Source organism: Acinetobacter sp. AOR14_HL (assembly GCF_027855175.1).
GTDB classification, from domain to species: domain Bacteria; phylum Pseudomonadota; class Gammaproteobacteria; order Pseudomonadales; family Moraxellaceae; genus Acinetobacter; species Acinetobacter calcoaceticus.
The window spans coordinates 64299-76983 of record NZ_JAKTII010000005.1; the positions used below are offsets into that span (position 1 = coordinate 64299).

10 protein-coding genes are annotated in these 12685 nt (G+C 40.1%); 1 reads left to right on the plus strand and 9 read right to left on the minus strand.

Annotation, left to right across the window (positions count from 1 at the left end; all coding sequences use genetic code 11):
* Window positions 1-44: 44 nt before the first annotated feature.
* The 9 genes from tolA to MKL38_RS05460 form a co-directional block, all read right to left on the minus strand.
* On the minus strand, window positions 45-1508 hold the full coding sequence (gene tolA / locus MKL38_RS05420) for a cell envelope integrity protein TolA (protein WP_270902752.1): 1464 nt from the start codon (window positions 1506-1508) through the stop codon (window positions 45-47).
* A gap of 3 nt (window positions 1509-1511) precedes the next feature.
* Window positions 1512-1964, minus strand: a complete 453-nt coding sequence (gene tolR / locus MKL38_RS05425; protein WP_003650231.1) for a protein TolR — start codon at window positions 1962-1964, stop codon at window positions 1512-1514.
* Window positions 1964-2662 (minus strand): protein TolQ, encoded by a 699-nt coding sequence (tolQ, locus tag MKL38_RS05430; protein ID WP_003650232.1) that lies wholly within the window; start codon window positions 2660-2662, stop codon window positions 1964-1966. The genes tolR and tolQ overlap by 1 nt, the downstream gene beginning before the upstream one ends.
* 23 nt (window positions 2663-2685) lie before the next feature.
* A complete protein-coding gene (gene ybgC, locus MKL38_RS05435) occupies window positions 2686-3093 on the minus strand; it encodes a tol-pal system-associated acyl-CoA thioesterase (protein ID WP_004643695.1) in 408 nt (135 codons plus the stop codon).
* Window positions 3094-3303: 210 nt separating this feature from the next.
* Window positions 3304-4638: a M20 family metallopeptidase gene (locus MKL38_RS05440; protein ID WP_270902753.1), complete on the minus strand. Its 1335-nt coding sequence runs from the start codon at window positions 4636-4638 to the stop codon at window positions 3304-3306.
* 204 nt (window positions 4639-4842) lie between these two features.
* On the minus strand, window positions 4843-5847 hold the full coding sequence (gene ruvB, locus MKL38_RS05445) for a Holliday junction branch migration DNA helicase RuvB (protein WP_004643694.1): 1005 nt from the start codon (window positions 5845-5847) through the stop codon (window positions 4843-4845).
* 7 nt (window positions 5848-5854) lie between these two features.
* The gene (gene ruvA, locus MKL38_RS05450; RefSeq protein WP_270902878.1) at window positions 5855-6454 is read right to left on the minus strand and encodes a Holliday junction branch migration protein RuvA; all 600 of its coding nucleotides are present in this window, start codon (window positions 6452-6454) and stop codon (window positions 5855-5857) included.
* An 8-nt stretch (window positions 6455-6462) separates the two neighbouring features.
* Entirely contained in the window at window positions 6463-7131 is a 669-nt protein-coding gene (locus MKL38_RS05455) for a hypothetical protein (protein WP_270902754.1), read from the minus strand.
* A complete protein-coding gene (locus MKL38_RS05460) occupies window positions 7131-8471 on the minus strand; it encodes a deoxyguanosinetriphosphate triphosphohydrolase (RefSeq protein WP_003650236.1) in 1341 nt (446 codons plus the stop codon). Before MKL38_RS05460 ends, MKL38_RS05455 begins: the two co-directional genes overlap by 1 nt.
* A 309-nt stretch (window positions 8472-8780) precedes the next feature.
* Here MKL38_RS05460 and purL point away from each other — a divergent pair, with 309 nt between their 5' ends.
* Complete coding sequence (purL, locus tag MKL38_RS05465; RefSeq protein WP_270902755.1) at window positions 8781-12614, plus strand: phosphoribosylformylglycinamidine synthase; 3834 nt, start codon at window positions 8781-8783, stop codon at window positions 12612-12614.
* The last annotated feature ends 71 nt before the right edge of the window (window positions 12615-12685 follow it).

A 12685-nucleotide genomic window follows, 5' to 3' on the forward strand; every position in this document is an offset into this window, starting at 1 on the left:
AGTTACATGCCTTAAACTATTTAAAGCATGTAACTCTTTCAAAATTATTGCGCTCTAAATGTAGAGGTAACACTTCTTGCTTCGCGCCTTGCATCTGGGTCTGATGGCATAGGATATGGCGCAGAGGCTTGAATTGCGGCCTTAATACTTGCATCTAAAGCATCATCTCCGCTTGAACGCGTGATTACAATTGAATTGACACTTCCCGAATCTGAGAGGGTAAAACGAACACCAACTGTTTTACCACTACTGCCCGTCGGAACATCCCAAGAGCGTCGAATTTTTTGCTCAAAATCACGTCTAGCTGAAGAAGCAACTTTTTTAGCCTCAGCTTTCTTTTGAGCTGCCTCTTCTTGTGCTTTTTGAGCAGATGCAGCTTTCGCTTCGGCCTCTGCTTCAGCTTTACGTTTAGCATCATCAGCAGCTTTTTGCTGCTTAGCTTTTGCATCGGCGTCAGCTTTACGTTTAGCGTCGTCATTGGCTTTTTGCTGTTTAGCTTTTGCATCTGCATCAGCTTTACGTTTAGCGTCGTCATTGGCTTTTTGCTGTTTAGCTTTTGCATCGGCATCAGCTTTGCGTTTAGCGTCGTCATTGGCTTTTTGCTGTTTAGCTTTTGCATCGGCGTCAGCTTTACGTTTGGCATCTTCATTTGCTTTTTGCTGCTTAGCTTTTGCATCGGCGTCAGCTTTACGTTTAGCGTCGTCATTAGCTTTTTGTTGCTTAGCTTTCGCATCGGCATCGGCTTTACGTTTAGCGTCGTCATTGGCTTTTTGTTGCTTAGCTTTTGCATCGGCGTCAGCTTTACGTTTAGCATCGTCATTAGCTTTTTGTTGCTTAGCTTTCGCATCTGCATCGGCTTTACGTTTAGCTTCTTGCTGGGCTAAAAGTTTAGCATTTTCAGACTTTTGAGCCTCACGTTTCAGCTTTGCATCGGTCTCAGCTTTACGCTTAGCCTCTTCAACGACTTTTTGTCTAGCCTTAGCATCTGCTTCAGCTTTCGCCCTTTGTTCGGCTTTGCGTTTTTGTTCGGCTTCAGATTTTGTTTTAGCCTCAGCTTGGCGTTTAGCTTCAGCTTGCTGCTTTTGTATTTCTTCTATACGTTGCTGTTCTGCTGCTTGTTTAGCTTTTGCAGCCTCTTCAGCTTTACGCTTTTGTTCAGCTAATTTTGCTTGTTGTGCCTGTTCAGCTTTTTGCTTTTCAGCAGCGAGCTGCTGTGCAGTCGGAGGAGGGGGCACTGCTGGAAGATTTTGAGGAAGAGTTTCATCCACAATAGGGCTTAACACCTCTTTTGCTTCATTTGTAGCAGTTGTCTCTTGTTCAATTTCTTTCGCTAAAGGAGGAGGTAAATCTTCTGGCTTAACTAAAATAGTTGTTAGCTTTTTTGGCTGTTCAGGTGGTTTACTCAAGCCTAAAAAAAGCAAGCCAACAATAGCAATTGCATGAACTCCAATTGTAAAGCTCAATGCAATCGCATTTTGTTTAAAGTGTGGCTTTTGATTTTTATTCATAGCTTATTTTAAAGGCTCTGTCAGAAGGCCAACTTGAGTTAAACCTGCTTCTTGTAAACTTGCCATCAGTGATACGACCTCTCCATAAGGACGAGACTTATCACCATTGACTAAAACTGTGAGTTGTTTATTTTCTTGTTCAGCTTGTTTTTGAGCATCGCTTAAAACTTCTTCAAGTTTTTCACGAGATAATGGCTCACTATCTTTGTAATCTTCATACTGAAGATAAATATTGCCATCTTTACCAATCGTTACCATAGCAGGCATATCTTTTGATTCGATTGGATGGTTATTTGCTTGAGGTAAATCGACTTTAATACCACTAGTAATCATGGGAGCAGTCACCATGAAAATAACCAAAAGTACGAGCATAACGTCAATATAGGGTACGACGTTCATATCACTTTTTAGTGGTTTTTTTATGCGCTCAAAGCGCCCTGAACGCTGAATTGCCATTATGCATCTTCCTGTGATGAACCCACAGACTGACGTTGCAATAAAGCAATCATCTCTTCAGCAAATAAAGCTCGATCAGAGTAAACACTTTCGCTTTTAGATGTGAAATGGTTAAAAGCCAATACAGCAGGAATTGCAGCAAATAAACCAATTGCGGTTGCAATAAGTGCTTCGGCAATACCCGGCGCAACAGTTGCCAGAGTAACTTGATCAACAGCGGCTAAACCGATAAAGGCATTCATAATGCCCCAAACAGTTCCGAATAGACCAATATAAGGAGCTACAGAACCGATACTTGCTAAACTACCTAAGCCATATTCTAAATGGCTCTGATCACGACTCAAACCTACACGTAAAATACGTTCAGTCCCTTCAATTGTTTGTGAAACAGGGGCCTGACGTTTTTTAAGTTTAAAAAATTCACTCAACCCTTGATAAAAAATATCTTCAAGACCTGAGCGTTTTGAGTTGAGTTGAGCATTGTTGTAAAGCGTATTGAGTTCAGCACCAGACCAGAACATTTTCTGGAAATGTTCATCTTCTTGATGTGCTTTTTTATAACTCATATGTAACTTGGCAATCAGATACCAACTAAAGATTGATGCTAATAATAAAATTAGCATGACCAACTGAACGACTGGACTTGCCTGTAAAATAAGGTCAGAAATATGCAGGGTTGATTCAATGTTTGTTGCCATAGTTACATATGCCGGTTGTTTTTTTAGTCTTGTTCCAATTCTTTACGAATAAGATCACGTATTTCTTCTGGAAGACGACGAGCTATCAGTTCTTTACTTAAACATGCCAACTCAACCTCGCCAGAAGCAAGCAAGATTTCACCACGATAAATATTTTGTTGCAACACAAATGACGCAGCTTTACATGAAACTACACGTGCTGTAACAGTAATTAAATCATCCATTAAAATAGGACGCATGTATTTTACGTCAATTTTGTGTACAACAAAGTTGTAGTCTTTTTGGTGCCAGTAATGATCAACGCCAGAAGCACGGAGCCATTCAGTACGTGTACGTTCCATATAGCGAATGTGGTTGGCATGGTAAACAATACCACCTGCGTCCGTATCTTCAATATAAACACGAATGTTGAATTCAAAATGATTCGCCATGAGAGGATTCCGTTTTAGTTCACTATAGAGCTTTGCATTTAAAATATGACTGCTGAATAAAACATCAATTTTATTCGAAGCCACGTATATGCTTTAAATACGGGGCAGTTTAGCAGATTGCATACTAAGTCCTATGGCACAACCTTTCAATTGCGATCGCTGTATTTCTAGTCTAAAAACAGTACATCTTATGGCTAGCATGCTTTTAAATTATGATGGTTTCCATGTGGTTTGAACTTGTTTTGATATATTCGGATAATCTAATACGAACCTTACATGTAACTCGGTTCCTGTTTTTAAGGCCTTGTCATCTACAATAAAATAAGGATTGTGATTCGGTGCAGCCTGACTTAAATCTTGATTTTCTGGTGTAGCTCCTAAGAAAACAAAGAATGAAGGCATCAGTTTGCCATAATATGCAAAATCTTCACTTGCACTCGCATTATGATCTAAAACATGTAATTTTGAATCTCCAGCAACTTTGGCTAAAGTTGGCTGAATAAGTTGAGTAAGGGTTTTATCATTCATGGTCACTGGTGCATAAGGTGCAATTTCAACTTTAGCAGTTACATCATTGGCTTGAGCATTATGCTCTATCATGACCGGTAAGCTTTTTAAGATATTATTTCTTATTTGCTCGTTATTGGAGCGAATAGTCCCGATCATATTGACCTGTTCAGGAATTACATTTCCTGCAGTGCCACCTTGAATATTGCCGATAGTGATTACGCCCATACCTTCAGTCAGATCTGTTCTTCGGCTAATAAGACTTTGTAAATTATTAATCATCAGTGCAGATGCATAAATTGGATCTTTGCCTAACCATGGGGTAGAGCCATGTACCTGTTTGCCATTGACCTGAATACGTAAGTGATCTGCACTATTTAAAATGGCCCCATCTTTATAGTAAAGATGACCACTTTTCATGCCTGCCATGACATGCATTCCAAAAATAGCTTCTGGCTTATAGTCTTTAAAGGCGCCGTCTGCGATCATTTTTCTAGAACCGATTTGATCGCCATGAGTAAAGTTATCTATATCTGCACCACCTTCTTCAGCAGGTTGAAAAACAAAAACAACTGTGCCCAATATTTTATCTTTATTAGCAGCCAAAATTTTTGCTGCGCCTAATAACATTGCAGTGTGTGCATCATGTCCGCAAGCATGCATCACATAAGTTTCTTTGCCTTGATAAATTGCTTTTTGTTTACTTGCAAAGGGTAGGCCGCTTTTTTCTTCCATCGGCAGAGCATCCATATCAGCTCTAAGTGCGATGATAGGGCCGGGTTTGTCGCCTTTTAAAATACCGATTACGCCAGTTTTTGCATAACCAGTTTTGACCTGAATGCCATAAGATTTCAATTCTTTTTGAACAAGGGCTGATGTTTTAAACTCCATATTGCCCAGTTCCGGATGTTGGTGAATGTTTTGTCTTAGCTGAATAATCTGATTTTCATTTTGTTGAGCAGCATCATTGACCCAATCTGCTAGGCTTAGCTGACTTATAAGGGCGAGTGGCAAAAATAAAGCGGCTTTCTTATACATGTCCTTATCCTAAAAATATTATTGTTCATAAGATTTAATATCTTGATTTCTTATAATTCAGTTTTTAAAAATATTAAAAAATCAATAAGGTATAAAGAAAGACTTAAAAGGTATCGAGTCACTAATTGATTGATAAGACAATTATTATTTTAGTTAAATAGAATAGTTAAATTAAAAAAGGAAGAGAAAATTCTCTTCCTTTGGCTAGTTTTTAGGCTCAGGTGGGGTCAGTCCAAACTGTAAATAAGATTGATTGGTAGCAATACGACCTCGAGCAGTACGCATGACATAACCTTGTTGAATTAAATACGGTTCAAGAACGTCTTCAAGAGTGCCGCTATCTTCAGCCATTGCTGCTGCTAGCGCTTCAACTCCAGCAGGACCACCATCAAAACGCTCTAGTAGCATGCTCAAATAACGTCGGTCTAGGGTGTCTAAGCCTGCCTTATCAACATTGAGCATATCAAGAGCACGTTGCGCCATGTCATGTGTCACTTCACCTGTACCTTTTACTTGTGCATAGTCACGCACACGACGTAATAGACGATTGGCAATACGAGGTGTTCCACGTGCACGGCGTGCAACTTCTTCTGCACCCTCAACTGTAATTGGCACATTCATTAAGTTTGCAGAGCGCGACACGATGTGAGTGAGGTCTTCTACAGAGTAAAACTCAAGACGTTGTACAATACCGAAACGGTCACGTAGTGGCGAAGTAAGCAAGCCCGCACGTGTAGTCGCAGCGACGAGTGTAAAAGGTGGTAAATCCAGTTTGATTGAGCGAGCAGCAGGACCTTCACCAATCATGATATCCAGTTGGTAATCTTCCATCGCTGGGTAAAGAATTTCTTCAATAACTGGAGAAAGACGATGAATTTCGTCAATGAACAAGACATCGCCTTCTTCAAGGTTGGTAAGCATTGCAGCTAAGTCGCCCGCACGCTCCAAAACTGGCCCCGAAGTAGATTTAAGATTACCGCCCATTTCACGCGCAATAATGTTGGCAAGTGTGGTTTTACCCAAGCCGGGTGGACCAAAAATCAGCGTGTGATCGAGTGCTTCACCACGACCGCGAGCAGCGCCAATGAAAATTTCCATTTGTTCGCGTACTACAGGTTGCCCAATATAGTCGGCAAGTGAAGTTGGTCGAATCGCCCGATCAAAATGATCTTCTGGTTTTTCTGCTCCACTGATTAAACGGTCTTGCATAAGTGTTTTACTTCATCATTGATTTTAGAGCAGCGCGAATAATATCGGCTGATTCGGTGTAATCGGCTTTAACAGCAGCAACAGCTTTTTGTGCCTCAAGTGGCTTGTAACCTAAAGATTGCAAAGCTGCTTCTGCTTCTGCCACAGGTGAGTTTGCAGCAAACTGAATTTGAGGCAGGGTAGCCGAAGAAGAAGTTCCTTGAGCCAAAGTTTTGAAACGGTCACGAAGTTCAATCATTAAACGCTCGGCTGTTTTTTTGCCAACGCCTGGGACTTTTATTAATGTGTTGATGTCGTCATGTTCAATCGTGTGCACTAGTAACTCAACACTTAACGTCGATAGAATCCCTAATGCCATTTTCGGGCCGACACCATTTACTTTTAATAAGGTGCGGAAAATTATTTTTTCTTGAGCATCACTGAAACCGTAAAGCTGTTGAGCATCTTCACGGACAACCAAATGTGTCCATAACGTAACTTTTTGGCCTTTTTGTAATTGGCAAAATGTTGAAAGTGGCGTATCAATTTCATAACCCACACCATTTACATTCAGTAAGACAGTAGGGGCTTCTAGGGCAAACACTTCGCCAATTAAACATCCGATCATTGAATCTTTCACTTATTTGTTAATGGTTGAATAGTAGATGCCATTTGTTCTAAACGCAAAATGGCTTTTAAAATTTCTTTTCGATTTCGCGTGGATTTTATCCATGCGGGTAAACGCGAAAAGTAACTGCTATTACCAGTCTGTTTAGTCCGTTCCCTCAAATTAGCGACAACGAAAATTTTTAATTCTTTTAAATGTGTAGGGTTATAAACATATATTTCTCCATGCCTACTTGAAGTTTTCAAATAAAGTTCAAGACCATAGTTTGTATAACCAAATTTTTGGTCTAAAACAAAAGCTATATTATATTTTTCAAATTTTGAAAAATTTTGGCATAGATGACATTTAGCTTGAATATACGGAGGATATGCTCCGGAATTATTCAGCTTTTGATTTGCTTTGAGCCATGACCCACCACAACTGTGGCAACGCTGGTAAGCTGTGGCGTAAAAATGACCATTGTGACAACTCGATATTGAACTATCTTCAGCTTTAATTTGATAACAACAATTTAGACAACTAAAAGAAAAAGTTCCGTGATAAGGCGCATTCACTGGTGACAAAGGACTGTCATATTTCAAGATACTCAGATGAGAACATTTAGGACATTTTACCCACTGATCTGAATACATAAAAGATGAGGGATAGAGCCCTTTATCTACATGTCGACTTACCATTAAAACAAACCTATTTTATTACCTTGTAACTCTTGAGCCAAGCTATAAGCCTGATGATCTGAGAACTTACTGATAATATCGAGTACTTGCATAATATTACTGTAGTGATTATTGCTAAAGTTAGCACCATACAGATTAAGGATAGACATTAAACGTTGTTCTTTAAAGCTCAAAGATTTATGTGGCGTGGTCAAAGGTACAAATGCATCCAAAATTGTTTGCAAACTTTGATGTGCAATAATTTCTAAACCAGACTTTTGTGGATGTTCAAAAATTTTATCACGTGCCAAATTTTTGGCTGTTTCGATACCAATTGCAATATCGGGTGAGCAATATTGTAAAAGGTTGCCTTTAAGCTGACCGGTAATAATTTCATAATGATGTTTAGCAAAAGCTGTAGTAACTTCATCCACAAGCCGTTTCATAACACGACCACGTAATGCTGAAATCTTTTGTTGCCACGTACTGTCTGGGTGTGACAATTCTTCAGGCTGACCATAATCGGCAATAAGATTTAAGAAAATTGGTTCAACTTCTTGGTAACTCAGCATATTTAAGATAATGCCATCTTCTAAGTCAATTAAGGCATAGCAAATGTCGTCAGCGGCTTCTAATAAGTAGGTCAGTGGGTGACGGCAATAATGATATTCACCTAACTGAATAAGCCCGAGTTGTTCAGCAATCTGTTTTAAAATTTCTTTTTCAGACTGGTAACAACCAAACTTTGCTCGTTGATGAGAAGGGCGATCACCTTGTGACGCAATGGTTTTTGAAAGCCATGGATACTTTAAATAAGCACCTAGGGTTGCATAGGTTAAGCGCATTCCTCCATCATTTGGATGATAGTCAATTCGACTTAATAAACGTAATCCTTGAGCATTACCTTCAAACTGGCGAACATCTGCTTCTTCTTCGGGACTTAGTTTCTTCAAAAAATCATCATGTGAAGCATCGTCAAACCACTCACGAATCGCGTATTCACCCGCATGTCCGAAAGGTGGGTTGCCAATGTCATGGGCAAGACACGCTGCTTGAATAATTGCGCCGACATCTGCAGGAGAAATCCAGACGGGTAACTCATTTTTTATTTTTTCTGCAGCAAGCATACCCATTGAGCGGCCAATACAGGAAACTTCAAGAGAGTGAGTTAAACGGGTATGAATGCCATCATGCTGTGCGAGTGGGTGGACTTGCGTCTTACGGTTTAGCTGACGAAAACTTTGAGAAAATATAATACGATCATAATCTTTATGGAATGGGCTACGAGCCAGTTCTGTACTGCTTTTTTTACTACCTAAACGAACTGCAGAAAGCAGCTCTAACCAACGCATTTGTTCCATTTATCATTATTCAAAACTGTAAAACCTGATCATGCCAAAAAAAAGTTAAAAGCACTAGCTTGGTGCGACATAGTTTGTCTTAGTTCAGGTTTTATTATGTTATTGAATAAACATGAAACAATTTATTTTCAGTTAGAATGCATAAAAAAATGATTTTGAACAAAAAACTAATCACTTCTTGCAGAATTAGGTTACAGAATACTGATTCTACATCTAGCTGATTTTAGCAAGAAGCAGTAGAATATGCGCTCTCTCTAAAGTCACATTGCGGTAAGGTTCACAAGACCTGCCCGTGGAGCCAAAATCAACATGTTTATCGTGGCCGGTGCAGCAGCACATTCTTCTTTTAAGAAAGCTCAACTATTAACACGTTTATCGTCAATTAGTTCTGTTCAATCTTTTGACAGCCAATGGGTCTATTTGTTTGATCAAGCGCTCAACGAGCAGCAACATCAATCTGCTTTGCAATTATTGAATGACGGTGAGTCTTTTGAACTTCGTCAATCTGCAAGTGATGAGATTCAGATTTTAGTTACACCACGTGTGGGTACTATTTCACCTTGGTCTTCTAAAGCAACTGATATTTTCAAAAACTGTAATACGCCAGTGCATCGTTTAGAACGTGGCCTTTTATTTACGTTAAAAGGTGTTTCTGAACTTTCTAATGAAGTTAAACAAGTACTTCATGACCGTATGACAGAAACAGTTTTTGCTCAAATTGATGATGCAAAAGCATTATTTTCAGAAACGGCACCAAAACCATTAAATTCAATTGATATCTTAGGTCAAGGCAAAGAAGCTTTGGTTAAGGCGAATAATGAGTTTGGTTTTGCGTTATCTGAACAAGAAATTGATTACCTAACTGAAGCATTTGGTAAGCTTGGTCGTAATCCAAATGACATCGAGTTGATGATGTTTGCACAGGCAAACTCTGAGCACTGTCGTCATAAAATCTTTGGATCTGAATGGACAATTGATGGTGAAAAACAACCATTATCATTGTTCCAGATGATTAAAAACACTTATAAAGAATCTCCAACTGATGTGTTATCTGCTTATAAAGATAACGCTTCAGTGATTGTGGGTTATGACACGATGCGTTTTTATCCGAAAGCGGATGAAAATGGTCACTTTGTTTATAAATATAAGAGCCAAGCTGCTCATATTTTAATGAAGGTTGAAACTCATAACCACCCAACAGCAATTTCTCCATTTGCTGGTGCTGCAACTGGTTCAGGCGGTGAAATCCGTGATGAAGGTGCTACAGGTCGTGGTGGTAAACCAAAAGCTGGTTTAACAGGTTTTACAGTTTCGAACTTAAACATTCCTGGTTTTGAACAACCTTGGGAAGAAAACTACGGTAAACCTTCACGTATGGCATCGCCATTACAAATCATGATTGAAGGTCCATTAGGTGGTGCGGCATTTAACAATGAATTCGGTCGTCCTGCATTAAATGGTTATTTCCGTACTTTCGAACAGAATGTAAATGGTGAAGTGAAAGGCTTCCATAAGCCAATCATGATCGCTGGTGGTTACGGTAATATCCGTCCAGACCATGTAGAAAAAGATGCGATTCAACCAGGTGATTTACTCATTGTATTGGGTGGCCCTGCAATGTTGATCGGTCTTGGTGGTGGTGCTGCATCTTCAGTAGATAGCGGTACAATGGGTGAAAGCCTTGATTTCGCATCTGTACAACGTGAAAACCCAGAAATGGAACGCCGTTGTCAAGAAGTGATTGATACTTGCTGGCGTTTAGAAGACTTCAACCCAATCGTTTCTGTACACGATGTTGGTGCTGGTGGTCTATCAAATGCTATGCCTGAACTTGTGAATGACCATGAGTTAGGTGCAGTACTTAATCTTCGTAAGATTCCTTCATTAGAGCCTGGCATGAGCCCAATGGAAATCTGGTCAAATGAAGCACAAGAACGTTATGTTCTCGCAATTCGCCCAGAATCTTTGGATCAGTTTGAAGCAATCTGTGCGCGTGAACGTTGTCCATTTGCTGTGTTAGGTGAAGCAACAGAAGCACGTCACTTAACAGTTGAAGATCCATTGTTCCAAAACGATGCTGTTGATATCCCAATGCAAGTAATGCTTGGTGGTACGCCACGTATGCAACGTTCTTATGAAACTATTGAACGTAGTGGCGATGAGTTCGATGCTTCAAAAGTTGATTTGAAAGATGCGATTTTCCGCGTATTGAAAAATCCTACAGTTGCGTCTAAATCATTCTTGATCACAATTGGTGACCGTTCAATTACAGGTATGGTTGCACGTGATCAAATGGTTGGTCGTTGGCAGGTTCCTGTTGCAGATGCAGCAGTAACGACAACAAGTTTGCAAGGTTTCACTGGTGAAGCAATGGCAATGGGCGAACGTCCACCAGTTGCATTGTTAAATCCAGCGGCATCTGCTCGTTTAGCAGTTGCTGAAGCAATTACCAATATTGCATGTGCGAACATTGAACAAATTAGCGATATCAAACTTTCTGCAAACTGGATGGCTGCTGCTGGTCAAAAAGGTGAAGACCAAGCATTGTTTGAAGGCGTGAAAGCAATTGGTATGGAAATGTGTCCTGCTTTGGGAATTGCGATTCCAGTAGGTAAAGACTCACTTTCAATGCGCACAACTTGGAATGACGACGGTGAAGATAAAGCCGTAACTTCTCCAATGACAGGTGTAATCACTGCGTTTGCTCCAGTGACTGATGTCCGTAAGACCCTAACACCTGAACTTAAAAATTTAGAAGATTCAGTACTTGTACGTATTGATTTATCTAAAGGTCAGTTCCGTTTAGGTGGTTCGATTCTTGCTCAAGTATATAAAGCAATTGGTTCAATCACTCCTGACGTTGATAGTTTTGATGATTTCAAAGCGTTCTTCGCTTTAATCCAAGACTGGAACAACCGTGGCTTGATTCAGGCTTACCATGACATCGGTGATGGTGGTTTATTAGCCTCTGTAGCTGAAATGATGTTCGCTGCGCGTTTAGGTGTTGCATTAGAAGACCAAACTCAAGCAAGTTTGTTTGCAGAAGAAATTGGTGCAGTACTTCAAATCAAAGCAACTGATTGGGAAGCTTTGCAAGCAGAAATTGCTGCTTCTAGCTTGAAAGATGCAATTGCTGTAGTTGGTCGTGTAAACAACACAGATCAATTATCTGTAAATGGTTTAACTTTAGATCGTGCTGAATTACAACAAGCTTGGTCTGAGGTATCTCATCAGATCCAACGTCTACGTGATAACGTAGAAACTGCTGATCAGGAATTTTCATTAATTACTGATAATGCACATCAAGGTTTGATTGCTAAACCAACATTCGACTTGAATGAACCTGTTGAAGCGCCGTTTATCAACACACGTCGCCCAAATATGGCAATCTTACGTGAACAAGGTGTAAATGGTCATATTGAAATGGCAGCAGCCTTTGATAAGGTTGGTTTCAATACTGTTGATGTGCACATGAGTGATTTACTTGCTGGTCGTGTTAGCCTAAGTGATTTTGAAGGTTTGGTGACTTGTGGTGGTTTCTCTTACGGCGACGTAATGGGCGCTGGTGGTGGTTGGGCAAAATCAGTATTGTTCAACGCTAAATTACGTGATCAGTTTGAACAATTCTTCCATCGTGATGAAACGTTCAGCTTAGGTATCTGTAATGGTTGCCAAATGTTGTCACAATTAGCGCCACTTATTCCAGGTGCTGAACACTGGCCGCGTTTCCACCGCAATATGTCAGAAGTTTTTGAAGCTCGTAGCGTAAACGTTCGTGTTGAAAAATCTGTTTCTGTATTGCTTGATGGTATGGAAGGTTCAATCTTACCGATTGCTGTTGCACACGGTGAAGGTCGTGCTGTTGCAAGTGAAGCTAGCATTGCAAGCTTGAACGCAGCTAACCAAGTGGCATTACGCTATGTTGACAGCCTTGGTAACCCAACTCAGCACTATCCATTGAACCCGAATGGTTCGCCTGAAGCGATTACTGGTGTTACTTCTAAAGACGGTCGTGCAACGATTATGATGCCACACCCAGAACGTACTTTCCGTGCGCTTCAGCATTCTTGGAAACCAGAAGAGTGGACTGAAGACGGTGCATGGTTGCGTATGTTCCGAAATGCGCGTAAGTTTATTGGTTAATGTAAAGATTGAAATAAGCCACCGTAAGGTGGCTTATTTATGTGTACTAGAATATTAAAAATAGTGGAGAA

Bases quoted from the DNA above. Each gene is read 5' to 3' on its own strand.
- tolA (WP_270902752.1), bottom strand. From the start codon at position 1,508: ATGAATAAAAATCAAAAGCCACACTTTAAACAAAATGCGATTGCATTG.
- MKL38_RS05455 (WP_270902754.1), bottom strand. From the start codon at position 7,131: ATGGTAAGTCGACATGTAGATAAAGGGCTCTATCCCTCATCTTTTATG.
- ruvB (WP_004643694.1), bottom strand. From the start codon at position 5,847: ATGCAAGACCGTTTAATCAGTGGAGCAGAAAAACCAGAAGATCATTTT.
- purL (WP_270902755.1), top strand. From the start codon at position 8,781: ATGTTTATCGTGGCCGGTGCAGCAGCACATTCTTCTTTTAAGAAAGCT.
- tolQ (WP_003650232.1), bottom strand. From the start codon at position 2,662: ATGGCAACAAACATTGAATCAACCCTGCATATTTCTGACCTTATTTTA.
- MKL38_RS05460 (WP_003650236.1), bottom strand. From the start codon at position 8,471: ATGGAACAAATGCGTTGGTTAGAGCTGCTTTCTGCAGTTCGTTTAGGT.
- ybgC (WP_004643695.1), bottom strand. From the start codon at position 3,093: ATGGCGAATCATTTTGAATTCAACATTCGTGTTTATATTGAAGATACG.
- MKL38_RS05440 (WP_270902753.1), bottom strand. From the start codon at position 4,638: ATGTATAAGAAAGCCGCTTTATTTTTGCCACTCGCCCTTATAAGTCAG.
- tolR (WP_003650231.1), bottom strand. From the start codon at position 1,964: ATGGCAATTCAGCGTTCAGGGCGCTTTGAGCGCATAAAAAAACCACTA.
- ruvA (WP_270902878.1), bottom strand. From the start codon at position 6,454: ATGATCGGATGTTTAATTGGCGAAGTGTTTGCCCTAGAAGCCCCTACT.